Source organism: Sphingomonas profundi (genome assembly GCF_009739515.1).
Taxonomy (GTDB): domain Bacteria; phylum Pseudomonadota; class Alphaproteobacteria; order Sphingomonadales; family Sphingomonadaceae; genus Alterirhizorhabdus; species Alterirhizorhabdus profundi.
Genome location: NZ_CP046535.1, coordinates 2,912,464 through 2,925,976, shown reverse-complemented (window position 1 = coordinate 2,925,976; position 13,513 = coordinate 2,912,464). Strand labels below are relative to the sequence as shown.

The 13,513-nt window shown below is 68.1% G+C and carries 10 protein-coding genes; 3 read left to right on the top strand and 7 right to left on the bottom strand.

What is annotated here, in order from left to right:
• Positions 1-56: 56 nt before the first annotated feature.
• Genes GNT64_RS14005 through GNT64_RS13985 form a run of 5 tightly spaced genes read right to left on the bottom strand, consistent with a single transcriptional unit; the run spans position 57 to position 5,724 of the window.
• Complete coding sequence (locus GNT64_RS14005) at positions 57-485, bottom strand: DUF3035 domain-containing protein (protein WP_156680088.1); 429 nt, start codon at positions 483-485, stop codon at positions 57-59.
• Positions 478-1,014, bottom strand: coding sequence for a signal peptidase II (gene lspA / locus GNT64_RS14000; protein ID WP_422396593.1), 537 nt, complete (start codon positions 1,012-1,014; stop codon positions 478-480). Before lspA ends, GNT64_RS14005 begins: the two co-directional genes overlap by 8 nt.
• Positions 1,007-4,192: an isoleucine--tRNA ligase gene (locus GNT64_RS13995; RefSeq protein ID WP_156680087.1), complete on the bottom strand. Its 3,186-nt coding sequence runs from the start codon at positions 4,190-4,192 to the stop codon at positions 1,007-1,009. The genes lspA and GNT64_RS13995 overlap by 8 nt, the downstream gene beginning before the upstream one ends.
• A gap of 10 nt (positions 4,193-4,202) precedes the next feature.
• Positions 4,203-5,147: a bifunctional riboflavin kinase/FAD synthetase gene (locus GNT64_RS13990; RefSeq protein WP_156680086.1), complete on the bottom strand. Its 945-nt coding sequence runs from the start codon at positions 5,145-5,147 to the stop codon at positions 4,203-4,205.
• 37 nt (positions 5,148-5,184) lie between these two features.
• On the bottom strand, positions 5,185-5,724 hold the full coding sequence (locus GNT64_RS13985; protein WP_231639547.1) for a dihydrofolate reductase: 540 nt from the start codon (positions 5,722-5,724) through the stop codon (positions 5,185-5,187).
• A gap of 70 nt (positions 5,725-5,794) precedes the next feature.
• On the opposite strand from GNT64_RS13985, the gene GNT64_RS13980 reads away from it, so the two are divergent.
• Positions 5,795-9,133, top strand: coding sequence for a choice-of-anchor I family protein (locus GNT64_RS13980; RefSeq protein WP_156680085.1), 3,339 nt, complete (start codon positions 5,795-5,797; stop codon positions 9,131-9,133).
• A gap of 1,077 nt (positions 9,134-10,210) precedes the next feature.
• On the opposite strand, the gene GNT64_RS13975 is transcribed toward GNT64_RS13980, so the two are convergent.
• Positions 10,211-11,431: a tyrosine-type recombinase/integrase gene (locus tag GNT64_RS13975; RefSeq protein WP_156680084.1), complete on the bottom strand. Its 1,221-nt coding sequence runs from the start codon at positions 11,429-11,431 to the stop codon at positions 10,211-10,213.
• 132 nt (positions 11,432-11,563) lie between these two features.
• On the opposite strand from GNT64_RS13975, the gene GNT64_RS13970 reads away from it, so the two are divergent.
• The gene (locus GNT64_RS13970; RefSeq protein ID WP_156680083.1) at positions 11,564-11,869 is read left to right on the top strand and encodes a hypothetical protein; all 306 of its coding nucleotides are present in this window, start codon (positions 11,564-11,566) and stop codon (positions 11,867-11,869) included.
• A gap of 3 nt (positions 11,870-11,872) precedes the next feature.
• Here GNT64_RS13970 and GNT64_RS13965 read toward each other — a convergent pair whose 3' ends face one another.
• Positions 11,873-12,679 (bottom strand): DNA adenine methylase, encoded by an 807-nt coding sequence (locus tag GNT64_RS13965; protein ID WP_422396592.1) that lies wholly within the window; start codon positions 12,677-12,679, stop codon positions 11,873-11,875.
• 238 nt (positions 12,680-12,917) lie between these two features.
• On the opposite strand from GNT64_RS13965, the gene GNT64_RS13960 reads away from it, so the two are divergent.
• Positions 12,918-13,373 carry a BLUF domain-containing protein gene (locus GNT64_RS13960; protein WP_156680081.1) on the top strand — a complete coding sequence of 152 codons (456 nt, stop codon included), beginning with the start codon at positions 12,918-12,920 and terminating at the stop codon, positions 13,371-13,373.
• Positions 13,374-13,513: the final 140 nt, after the last annotated feature.

Here is a 13,513-nt window from a genome sequence, read left to right as displayed (position 1 = left end):
GCGCCGTGAGTAGGCGGCGGAGCAGCAGGGCGCGGATGGCGGGCGCCCGGCCGGCTTTACTGCGGGGTGGAGACGGTCGCGTCCGGGCCGTTGCCGGTGGGGGCGGCGATGATGTCGCGCGTCACCGATCCCTTGTCCACCACCGTGGTGCCCGGATCGGCGGCGTTGGAGCGGATGCCGGCGGCGGCGCCGGCCGCGCCCGCCTTGCCCAGCGCGCCCGTTTCGGAGGCGCTGCGCTGCGCCTGGCCGCCGAACATGGCCTGCAGCGCCTGGGTGGAACTGTCCGCCTCCTGCGGGCGCGGCGCGCCGGGGCGGGGCGGCACCAGCGCGAAATCGGGCGGGATCACCAGCGGCGCCTGGCGCTGGACGGCGAACTCGTCCGGCCCCTTGCCGGCATGGCCGGTGACGCCCTTGGCGCCGCCGCCGCAGGCGGAGAGCGCCAGCAGCGCGGTGGCGGCAACGCCCGTGATAACAGCCTTACGCATTCACATTCTCCGCCGGATCATTCTTCTCCCGCGTCAGCAGCGCGCGGAGGACGAGAAGCAGGACGCCGACCGTAATCGCCGCATCCGCCACATTGAAGACCAAAAAGGGGTGCCATTCGCCGAAATGCAGATCGGCGAAATCGACGACATGGCCGAAGCGCACGCGATCGAGGATGTTGCCGAACGCGCCGCCCAGCACCAGCCCGAGCGCGACCGCATCCGGCCGCTGCCGTTCCCGCCACAGCCACACGACCACGCCGCCGGCGATCGCCGCCGTCAGCAGCACCAGCAGCCAGCGGCCGACCTCGCCATCGGCGGTGAGGAAGCCCATCGACACGCCGTAATTCTCGACCCACTTCAGGTCGAATATGGGCAGCAGCTCGATCACGCCGCGCTGCTGCAGCCGCAGCGGATGGGCGACGGCCCATTTGCTCAGCTGATCGGCGAGGAAGACGAGGCCCGCCGCGGCGAAGCCGATCGCGCGGTGGTTCGGCACCGCGCCCGCGCGCAGGATCTTCACCTTAGCCAAGCGCGGCGTCCCCGCCTGTGACCTCGTCGCAGCGCGCGCACAGATCGCCGTCCGCCGCCACTTCCGGCAGATGGCGCCAGCAGCGGCCGCATTTCAGATAGTCGGTGCGGTGGACCACGGCGACGGCATGCTGCGTCGCCTCGGCGATGCCGACGTCTGAGACGATGAAGATCTCCGCCAGATCGGCCGAGTTGGCGAGCGGCCGGTCGCGCTGGTCGGCCAGGCCGATCGTCACCTTGGCCTCAAGGCTGGAGCCGAGCTCCTTGGCGCGCCGCTTCGGCTCGATCTCGCCGCTGACGAGCAGGCGCAGGGTGCGGATCTCGGCCCAGCTCTCGCCCAGCCGCACGTCCGCCCAGTCGCCGATCTCCGGCCATTCGAGCAGGTGGACGGAGCCGCCTTGCGGGTAGCGCGTGCCCCACACCTCCTCGGCGGTGAAGCACAGGATGGGCGCGGCGTAGCGCACGAGCGCGTGGAACAGGATATCTAGCACCGTGCGGTACGCGCGGCGCTTGGGCGCGTCGGCCGCGTCGCAGTAGAGGCTGTCCTTGCGGATATCGAAGAAGAAGGCCGACAGGTCGGTGTTCGCGAAGGTCGTCAGCTCGGTGACGTAGCGGGTGAAGTCGAACGCCGCCGTCGCCGCCCGCAGCCTGTCGTCCAGCAGGCTGAGCAGGTGGAGGATGTAGCGTTCCAGCTCCGGCATGTCGGCCGGATCGACGCGCTCGGCCTCGTCGAACCCGTCCAGCGCGCCCAGCAGGTAGCGGAAGGTGTTGCGCAGCTTGCGATAGGTGTCCGACGTGCCGGAGAGGATCTCCTTGCCGATGCGGACATCCTCGAAATAGTCGACGCTCGCGACCCACAGGCGCAGGATGTCGGCTCCGCTCTCGCCGATGATCTTCAGCGGATCGACGACGTTGCCGATCGACTTGCTCATCTTGCGGCCCTGCCCGTCAAGCGCGAAGCCGTGGGTGAGGACGGCATCGTAGGGCGCCCGCCCGCGCGTGCCGCAGCTCTCCAGCAGCGAGGACTGGAACCAGCCGCGATGCTGATCCGATCCTTCGAGGTACAGGCTGGCGCGCACGCCGGCGCCGTAGCGCTGCTCGATCACGAAGGCGTGGGTGCTGCCGCTGTCGAACCACACGTCGAGGATGTCGTTGATCGGCTGCCACTCGGCCACGTCGTGCTCGGCGCCGAGCAGGGCCTGGTGGTCGGCGGTGAACCACGCGTCCGCGCCGCCCTGCCGGAAGGCCTCGACGATGCGGGCGTTGACGTGGGCGTCGTTCAGATACGCGCCGGTCGCGCGGTTGAGGTACAGCGCGATCGGCACGCCCCACGCGCGCTGGCGGGAGATCACCCAGTCCGGCCGGCCGGCGACCATCGCGTGGATGCGGTTGCGCGCCTTCTCCGGCACCCAGCGCGTCCGCCCGATCGCGTCGAGCGCGGTCTCGCGCAGGGTCTCGCCGTTGGTGAGCCCCTCTTGTTCGGGGGAGGGATCGTCCGGCGTCTCGACTTCGCTCGACACATGGAGGTCCGGATGGTGGCCCCTTGTGCCGAGCGAAGTCGAGGCATGTTCACCGTCGCCGCCGGGCGCGTCCATCGGGATGAACCATTGCGGGGTGGCGCGGAAGATCACCTTGGCCTTGCTGCGCCAGCTGTGCGGGTAGCTGTGCCGATAGTCGGCGCTGGCGGCCAGCAGCGCGCCGGCCGCGTGCAGGTCGGCGCAGATCGGGCCGTCGGGCGCGTTGAACTTCGGGTTGATGACGCTGCCCTGCCCGCCGAGCCACGCCCAGTCCGCGCGATACTTGCCATCACCCTCCACCGCGAAGACGGGATCGATGCCGTTCGCCTTGCAGAGGTCGAAATCGTCCTCGCCATGATCGGGCGCCATGTGGACGAGGCCGGTGCCCGCATCGGTGGTGACGAAATCGCCGGGCAGGAACGGGCGCGGGCGGGCGAAGAAAGCCAGCGCCGCATCCGCCTTGTCGTCATTCGCTGCCTCCCCCCCGTCATTCCCGCGAAGGCGGGACCCCAATTCCGACAGCGCATCTGGGTTCCCGCCTTCGCGGGAATGACGAAGGAGGTTGTAGATTGGGTGGCGGGCGACGGTGCCGGCGAGGTCGGAGCCTCTGATCGAGCGCACAGGCAACCAAAGTGCGTGCGGGTTCGCAGATGCAGTCCCGACGAGATCAACGGCATCAAGCCTTCGGTTAAGCTCGTCGATCAAACCCGTGCGGGCTTCGAAGGCGGCTTGAAGATCGGCTGCGACGAGAACGGCTGTCGGTCCCACGTAGAACCCGCTCTCATCAAGACGTTCACGAAGTTCAACTGGGCCGCGCGCAGGACTGGCTGCGTCCGTGGAGTCACTGTCGAAGCGAAGCTCCAGCAGCACATACTCCACCTCCGGCCCATAGGCGATCGCCTGGTTGACCGGGATCGTCCACGGCGTCGTCGTCCAGATCACCGCGCACGCGCCGATCAGTTCCTTGATCGGCGAGTCCGTGATCTCGAACGCCACGTCGATCTGGGTGGAGGTGATGTCCTCATATTCCACCTCGGCCTCGGCCAGCGCGGTCTTCTCCACCGGGCTCCACATCACGGGCTTCGCGCCGCGATACAGCTGGCCGCTCTCGGCGAACTTCAGCAGCTCGGCGACGATCGCCGCCTCCGCCTCATATTTCATCGTCAAATAGGGATCGGCCCAGTCGCCCATCACGCCCAGCCGCTGGAACTGCGCACGCTGCACGTCCACCCACTTGCTCGCATAGGCGCGGCATTCGGCGCGGAACTGGACGGGGTCGACCTCGTCCTTGTTCAGCTTCTTGGCGCGATACTGCTCCTCCACCTTCCACTCGATCGGCAGGCCGTGGCAGTCCCATCCGGGCACGTAGGGCGCATCCTTGCCCAGCAGGGACTGGCTGCGGACGATGATGTCCTTCAGCACCTTGTTCATCGCATGGCCCATGTGGATGTCGCCATTGGCGTAGGGCGGGCCGTCGTGCAGGATGAAGCGCTCGCGCCCCTTGCGGGCGACGCGCAGGCGGCCGTAGAGGTCGTCCGCCTCCCACTGCGCCAGGATGGCCGGCTCCCTGGCGGCCAGGCCCGCCTTCATCGGGAAGTCGGTCTTCGGCAGGAAGACGGTGTCGCGCCAGTCTTTCGGCGTCGTTGCGGGCTGATCGGACATGGCTGGCGCCCTACGCGACGGGCGCTTCGCCCGCAAGGATCGCGCGGGCGCGGTCGCAGTCCACCGCCATCTGCGCCTTCAGCGCGTCCAGCCCGTCGAACCTCGCCTCCGGCCGCAGCCGCTCGATCAGCGCCACCTCGATCGTGCGGCCGTAGAGATCCCCGGCGAAATCGAAGAAGAAGGGTTCGAGCAGCTCGATCGCCTGCCCCTCGATCGTCGGCCGGATGCCGAGATTGGCGGCGCCGCCCACGATCCGCCCGTCGCCAAGGTCGCCGCGCACCGCATAGATGCCGTAGGCCGGCCGCTGATAGTCGCCGAGCGACAGGTTGGCGGTGGGGTAGCCGAGCGTGCGGCCCAGTTTGGCGCCATGCTCCACCACGCCCTCGATCGCGAACGGGCGGGTGAGGAGCGCGGTCGCGGCGGCGCAGTCGCCCTCGGCCAGCGCCGCGCGGATGCGGCTGGAGGAGACGGCGGCGTCGCCCTCCGCCACCGCATCGACGGCGTGGGTGGCGAGGCCGATGCGCGCGCCGATCTCCGCCAGCCGCGCCACATCCCCCTCGCGGCCGCGACCGAAGGTGAAGTCGCGGCCCGTGACCACCGCCGTCGCGCCCGCCTGCTCCACGATGCGGCGGGCGATGAAGTCCGCCGCGCTCTCTGCGGCGAGTTCGGCGTCGAAGCGGAACACCAGCATCGCATCGGCGCCCGCCGCCGCCAGCAGGCGGGCGCGCTGGTCCAGCGTCGTCAGGCGGAACGGCGGCGCATCGGGGCGGAAGAAACGCACCGGATGCGGATCGAAGGTGGCGACCACCAGCGGCCGCCCGGCGCCCTCGGCAAGCGCCCTCGCCCGGCCGACCACCGCCTGGTGGCCCCGGTGGAATCCATCGAAATTGCCCAGTGCCACCACGCCGCCGCGCAGGTGCGCGGGCAGGCGCTGGTCGCTCGTCAACCGCTCCATCGCCGCCGGCTATAGGCGCGTGGGGCGGGGAAGCCAATCACGGCCTCGCCGCCTGTGCCGTGGGGCGGACGAGGGTGACGAAGCTGTGGGCCGGGCGGTCGCCTTCGGCCGCATGGTCCGCTCGCGCCGCCTCGGCCCAGCCGGTGAACGGCGGCAGCAGTGTGTCGCCCGCCGGCGCGGCGTGGATCTCGGTCAGCTCGATCCGGTCGGCCAGGGGCAGGAACAGGGCGAAGATCTCCGCCCCGCCGATCACCGCGACGCGCGGCCCGGCGACGGCGGCGATCGCCGCCGCCACGTCGGCGACGGGTTCCGCGCCGGGCGCGCGCCAGCCGGCATCCCGTGTCAGCACGATGTGGCGGCGGCCCGGCAGTAGGCCCGGCAGGCTGGCGAAGGTGCGCCGGCCCATGATCATCGGCAGCCCCGCCGTCATCGCCTTGAAGTGGCGCAGGTCGGCCGGCAGGTGCCACGGCAGGCCGCCCGCGCGCCCGATCACGCCATTGTCGGCCCGCGCCACGACGAAGGCGACTTCGGGCCGACTGCCGTCATTCCTGTCCGTGACGTAATGTTCCTGCAAGATATCGTTCACAAAAGCATCTTTCGCCACCGATAGGCCCCGGCCGGTACACGCTCAGGCAAGGATGACCGGCATGGCACTCGGCGCGGGATCGATCGCATTTACCGGCTTCAATTCGGACGGCAACGACAACATCGCCTTCCTGGCCGCCGAGGCGCTGGAGGCGGGCACGACCATCTACTTCACCGACAATGAGTGGACCGGCACCGCCTTCAACACGGGCGAGAGCAGCTTTTCTTGGACGGCGTCGGACGCCGTCGCCGCCGGCACGGTGATCCGCATCGATACGGTCAACGGCAACCCGACCACCAACATCGGCAGCGTCAGCTACGTCGACGGCACCAACAAGGGCCTCTCGAACGGGGGCGAGATCGTCTATGCCTATACCGGCACGGCGACGGTGCCGACCGCCTTCCTCGCCGCCGTCGCCAGCGACGGCTTCACCGCCGACAGCGCGACCCTGGCCGGCACCGGCCTGGCGGTGGGCAGCACCGCGCTGGAGTTCACCGGCGGCATCGACATCGCCGGCTACACCGGCCCGCGCAGCGGCCTGGCGAGCTATGCCGCCTATGTCGCGGCGCTGAACACCGCCGCCAACTTCACCACCCAGAATGCCGGCGGCGACCAGAGCATCGACGGCATCACCCCCGACGCGCCGTTCCCGACCGACGGCTTCACCCTGGGCGGCGCGCCCGGCGAGAGCCAGCGCGTGGGCTTCGCCGCCGACGGCCTCACGGTCTCCCAGGCGGAGGGCGATGCCGGGCAGAGCCTGCTGACCTTCACGCTGGTTCGCACCGGCGGCGCCACCGGCGCGCTGACGGTGAACGGCAGCTTCGCCGCCGGCACCACCGACGCGGCCGATTTCGGCGGTGCCGCGCCCGCCGGCTTCACCGCGACCATTGCCGACGGCGCGGCGAGCACCACCGTCTCCATCGCCGTCAGCGGCGATACCGTGGCCGAGACGGACGAGCGCTTCGGCCTGACCCTCGCGACCGTCAGCGGCGCGGCCGGAGTCGATGCCGGCATCGACTCCGCGCGGGCGGCGGCCACCGGCATCATCGTCAACGACGATGCCGGCGCACCGCTGGGCGGCACCGTGCTGCTGGCCGAGGCGGCCTCGCTCGCCGGCTCCGCCACCACGCCCGTCGCCACCGACAGCCTGCGGCTGGTGCGGCTCGGCTCGATCGAGGGAAGCGGCGCCCAGGCGGCCGGGCGCGCCGAATCGATCGCGTTCGATGCCGCGACGAAGAACATCTTCACCAGCAACCTGGCCCAGGGCGTCGTCGACATCACCGCCCTCTCCGCCAGCGGCACGCTCTCGGCCGTGGCCAGCATCGATCTGAAGACGCTCGCGGGCTATGGCGCGGTGAACTCGGTCGCGGTCGCCAACGGCATCCTCGCCGTCGCCTACGAGGCGCCGGTGGCGGCGAACAACGGCCACGTCGCCCTGTTCGACGCGGCCACCGGCACGCTGGCGAAGCTGATCGAGGTGGGCAACCTGCCGGACGAACTGACCTTCTCGCCGGACGGCACGAAGATCCTCGTCGCGAACGAAGGGCAGGCGATCACGCCGACGAACAATCCGGCCGGCAGCGTGAGCATCATCGACGTGTCGGGCGGGGCGGCGAACGCGGTGGTGGCGAACACGATCGGCTTCGGCTTCCTCACCGGCGGCGAGGCGCTGCTGAAGGCGGGCGGCCTCTCCCTGTTTCCGGGCCAGGCCGCCGGCACCGACGTGGAGCCCGAATATATCAGCGTCTCGCCCGATGGCACGCGCGCCTATGTGACGCTGCAGGAGGTGAACGCCGTCGCGGTGATCGATCTCACCGATCCCGCTGCCGATCGCCCGCTCTCCATCCTGCCGCTGGGCAGCATCGATCGCACGCTTCCCGGCAACGCCTTCGACGCCAGCGACCGCGACGGCATCAGCCTTGAGAATTTCGACGTCCGCAGCCTGTTGCAGCCCGATGCGATCGCCAGCTTCGCGGTGGCCGGCACCACCTACTTCGTCACCGCGAACGAAGGCGACGCGCGCGTCGGCGGCCTCACCGACGAGGTGCGGCTGGGCGCCTCCTCCTACGTGCTCGATCCCGCCGCCTATCCGGATGCCGCCGCGCTGAAGGCCAACACCGCGCTGGGCCGGCTGAACGTGCTGACCAACATCGGCGACACGGACGGCGACGGCGACTTTGACCAGATCTACACCTTCGGCGGGCGCGGCATCTCCATCTTCCGCCAGAATGCGGACGGCACGATCGAGAAGGTGCGCGAGACCGGCGGCGAGTTCGAGAGCTTCCTGTCGACCAAATATCCGTCGATCTTCAACATCGACAGCGGCGGCACCACGGCCGACGACCGTTCAGACAACAAGGGGCCGGAGCCGGAGGGCGTTGCTGTCGGCCAGGTCGGCGACCGGCTCTACGCCTTCGTCACGCTGGAGCGGCAGGGCGGCGTGATGGTGTACGACATCAGCGATCCCGCGCGCGCCAGCCTGACGAACTACATTCCGGCCACCGCGCAGGATTCGGCGCCCGAGGTGGTGACGTTCGTCTCGGCGGCGGACAGCCCGACCGGCGTCGCGCTCGTCCTCTCCGCCAACGAGGTCAGCGGCACGATCACCGCCTACGCCGCCACCACGCGCGCCGGCGGCGACGAGTATCGCGCGCTGGTGGACGACGCCTTCTACCTGGCGACCAACCCGGACGTGGCGGCATCGGGCGCCTATCCGGAGAACCACTATGCCACCGTCGGCCGGTTCGAGGGGCGCGATCCCAACGCCTTCTTCGACACCAGCGACTATCTGGCCGCCAATGCGGACGTGGCGCGCGCCGGTGTCGATCCGGTGCTGCATTATCTGGTGTTCGGCGCGAACGAGGGGCGCGACCCCTCCGCCCTGTTCGATGGCGAGCAGTATCTGGCGCGCAACCCGGACGTGGCGGCGGCCGGCGTCGATCCGCTGGTGCATTATCTCACCTACGGCCAGGCGGAGGGCCGGGCGATCTACGCCGCCGTGGGCGCCACGCTGATCGACGATTTCGATCCCGAATATTATCTGCTGACCAACCCGGACGTGGCGGCCGCCGGCGTCGATCCGTTCCAGCATTATCTGGTGTTCGGCGCGGCCGAGGGGCGTGATCCGAACGCCTATTTCGACACCAGCTACTATCTGGCGCAGAATCCGGACGTGGCGGCGGCGGGGGTCAACCCGCTCGAACATTATGAGGTGTTCGGCTGGAAGGAGGGACGCGATCCCTCGGCCGATTTCGACACGTCGGACTATCTGGCCGCCTATGCCGACGTCGCCGCGAGCGGCATGGACCCGCTGGAACATTACCTGCTCTACGGCCGGCTGGAAGGCCGCGATACCTTCGCCGACGATCCGGCGCCGATGGCGATCGACCTGCTGGTCTGAGGCGTTTCCACCGCGCCATATCGCGTCACCCCGGGAGCCGTCCCCGGGGTGACGCCGGCCGACTCATGCCAAGGCAGCTCGCGTCGCGCGCCGCCCACTGCATTTTTCACGGATACGCCGCGCATCGGCGCGCTCTTGCGTCCATCATGACGTTGGTCGGGGAGAGAGGATTCGAACCTCCGGCCCCTGCCTCCCGAAGACGCCGCACCTCGGCGCATACGGCGCTTTCCCGTACTATAGCGTACCCTCCGGGCACCATACGTTCTCATAGGTTGCTATGGCGTTCACCCCCCAAGGTTCAAAGTGAACCTTGGACCCCTGTCCACGCCGCCTACGTCCACTCAGACCTTTGCCGGCGTCGCTGACATGGCGATTGCAGATCGAGAGGGGCGGCCATGTGCGCAGGCTGTATGACGGCTTAGGTCGTGGGGTGTCGCGGGGATTGCCTAACATCCCTAACTTTGGCTGATTTCCGCCACTTTTCGGCTAACCAAGCGCCTAATCTCACCCTAACCAGATTACGGCGCCAGAACCTAATATTCTGATTGAAAATATCTCGTGTTTACGAAGAGATAGGGGAAGGAGGCGCGTCACATTAGCCCGGATATGCATTGCACCCTTACATCAATTGTGGCGTGTTTTCAGAGGGATAAGATGTAAGTTGCCTCGCAGGTTAGGGATGTAAGAGTTTTCCCGAGATGCCTTCCGGTCTGCGCGCAAGCCCGTCCACTTTCGGACTCGCTCAACGGCTAATGTTCCAACTATGTTCTCGTTGCGGCGAGTCGGGAGGGATGGTGTCGAAGCAAATGCGTTATCGCGTCATGTCGTTCGGAAAGCCGCTCGCGCCATGGCGCGCGAGTAAGGCTGAGGCAGAACAAGACGCGGTTGATCGGGGGGTGGGGAGTTTCGATCCGATCAGCCGGCATTTCTACATGACCGTGCCGGCGTGGATCTTGGTCGCGGCAGCATGCCCCGCGACTGAGGCCGGGTTGTCCCGGCGAGTCGAGCGTGGCGGACGCACGCTCGTAGAGGTTCGGGATATGTCGCGGCCGAGCCGTCGAGATACGGCTGAGCCGATCAGGCTGCGTCCAGCTCGTCAGCCCAGGCTTGGAACAGCCGCCGGCGCCGTGGCAGGTGCATGGCCCGGTTGTAGGCGCCTTCCACCTTGCGATTGATTCCTTCCTCGCGCTCGTCACGCCCGCCGCCAACATGGCCCAGCGCTCGATCGATTGCACCGCGCTCTTCCGGAAAGCGCTCGTTTAGGATCGTCGAAAAGGTAGCACGCCAGCCGTGCGGCACATGACGACCGGCGAAACCCGCGCGGGTGTAGAGTGCGCCGATCGCCGCCTCGCCGATCGGCGAGGCCGTATCGCTGCCGGGGAAAATCAGTCCAGCGCCATGGCCGAGTTTGCGCGCCACGCGCAGCAGGTGCACCGCCTGCCTGCTGAGCGGCACGAGATGATCGTTGCCAGCGTCAAGCTTCTTGGCCGCGGCGAGCTTCATCCGCGCCGCCGGTACGCGCCACGTTGGTGCTTCTCCTTCCAGATCCTCGATCTCTTCCCATTGTGCGCCGCGCACCGCCGCCATGCGGACGGCGGTCAGCGCCAGGAACCTCGAGGCGAGCGCCACAGTCGGTGCCGCCTGCAGGCGGCCGACAGCCGCGAGCAGCGCCCGTGCGTCGTCGATATCGACCAGCGCTGGCTGGCGGCGCTGCGGCCTTGGCGGCAGCAACGCGCGAGCGATCAGCGCGGCCGGGTCGCTCTCGACCAGGCCCTCGGCGATCGCGTGCTGGAATACGGCCGAGATGCGCTGGCGTACACGGCGCGCTGTCTCCAGCCGACCGCGTCGTTCAATCACTCTAAGAGCGTTCAACACCACAGGAGGCGTGATCGCGCCCACGGGCATTGCGCCGATCGCCGGGAAGATGTCACGCTCGAGGCTTGCCAGAACATCGCCGGCATGGACGACGGTCCAGCGCGGCAGCATGTGGACCTGCCAGCGTCGGGCAATCGTCTCAAAGTCGCTGGGTTGCGCATTCAAGCGATCGGGAGCGGTACGCGGATCCTCGCCGCGGGCCAGCTGCGTGCGCGCCGCCTCGCATTGTGCGCGAGCCGTGTCGAGCGAGACCTCCGGCCAGGTGCCGAAGGTCATCAACTGCTCGCGTCCCTGCCAGCGAAAGCGCATCCGGAAAGATCGGCGGCCGTTCGGTGCGACGTAGAGATGAAGGCCGCCGGCGTCCGACAGCTTGTAGGCGGCCGCGCGCGGCCGTGCGGCTTTTACCGCAGCGTTCGTGAGCATGTTTCCCTCGTGGGTTGGGGCGGCAGCGCAGGAAGCGCGGCTATGGATCAGGCGGCGCCGCGACCGGTGATCAGTTCACCGACGTGTTGGCTATCGCTCGCGCGAGCGGCTCGGCAGGGATGATTCGCGACCATGGGGATCGCCCGACCGAAAACGCTCCACGACCTGGTGAAGCTCAACGCCCACCTACGCATCACCTGCCAGGTGCGCGGTTGCGGCCGGTCAGCCGTCTACGAAGCTAAGGGGCTGGTCGGCTACTTTCTCGCGCGTGGCTGGAACCTGGCATGGGAGGCGGCGCCATCGCGCTTCCGCTGCGACGCCTGTGGCCAGCGCCAGGCGCGCCTTTCGCTCGAACCGATCAAGGTGCCGATCGTGCCGCCGCCACCGGAGCCGACGGAGCGCGACCACAAGGCCGAGATCCGTCGGCGCCGCGGCTGACGATCAGCCGGAGACGATCAGCTCCGTCACCCGCTTCCCGCCGCCCGAAGCGGCGGTTGCGAGCGTCCAAGTCGTCTCGGCCTCGTCGATCCGAAACCGGCCGAAAACCTCCCGCGCGCCCGGCGTGTCGTTGATCGAGAGGATGAAGCGGCCCGAGATCCCTGCCAGCTGGTCGGCCAGGAGCTCGAAGTCGGCGCGGCCGAACACGTCCTGGCCATAGTCCGTCTCGCATCCCCAATAGGGCGGATCGAGGTAGAACAGCGTCGCCGGCCCGTCGTAGCGCCGGAGCACATCCGCATAGGGCAACTGCTCGATCACCACGCCGGCGAGCCGATCATGGATCTCGGCCAGCATCGGCTCGAGCTTGGTCACGTCGAAGCGGCCCGGTGTGCGTCGATCGACGCCGAAGTGCTGGCCGCGCACCTTCCCACCGAACGCGAGGCGCTGCAGGTAGAGGAAGCGCGCCGCCCGCTGCAGGTCGGTCAGCCGCTCGGCCGGGAGAGCGCGGAGGCGATCGAACTCTGCCCGGCTGGTCAGCCGCCAGCGAAGCATGTCGACGAAGTAGGGATAATGCTCCTGGAGCACGCGGAAGAGCGTCGTCACGTCGCCCGAGATGTCGTTGATCACCTCCGATCGCGGGCGCGCCGTGCGACGGAGGAACACGCCGCCCATGCCGACGAACGGTTCGACATAGGTCTCGTGCGGGACCGTGGCGATGCGCTTGACGAGGCGGCTCGCGAGGTTGCGCTTGCCGCCGAGGTAGGGAGCGGCCGGGCGGGTAGCCGCGACCGAGGTCATTTCCATTTCCATAACGATTGCAGGTCCATGGGAGCCCCGCCCGCTTCGAAACGGGTGCGGGGCGTTTGCGGCATAGCCAGCCGCGCGTGACGGATCACTCTCCGTCGGCTTGCCGTGTTGGCGCACGGCAACCCCCGCTGGTCTCGCGACCAGCGGACGTGTTCAGTTCAGTTCCTTGCAGGCTCAGATTGATGGTTGCTTTTTAGTAACCACTCGTTCGTACGCTCTGTCAGGTAAGGAGCATGGGTCGATGCTGCGAATCTGCTATACAAGCGAAGCCCGATCGCCAGACGATCAGCAGCAGTTCGCCGAGATCGTCAGTATCTCTGCGGCTTTGAACAAGCGTGATGGTGTCACTGGCCTGCTGCTGTGGGATGGGTTGCTTTTCCTCCAAGCCCTGGAGGGTCCAGATGAGGCGGTTTCAGAGTGCTATGCTCGGATCGCCCGCGACGTTCGCCACTTCCAGATACGTGTGATCTTCAACACGGAGATCGATCATCGAGAGTTTGGGCATTGGTCGATGACGCAGCGAACACTCGGGCGTGAAAACACTCGAGAGTTCGAACAAGAGGTGAAGGCACTTGTGAACAACGTCTCGGATTTCGATCTTCGGGCCTTCTTCGTCGGCTTTGCTGCGCTAAGTGATGGTCGGCGGCGCTTAGCAGGCGGTCGCGAAAGCGATCCCCGTCGAGGCCTGCTAATCTAGCTCGTCAACACAACCTGATTACACAGGTGCAGCGACGGAGGACCCCTCCGTCGCTGTCGGGTTGCAGGCGCAAAAATCTGCGGGTTTCTGATGGTGCGTCGGCCTGCGGTACCCCAGCCGATACCCGCATCGATCCGGCC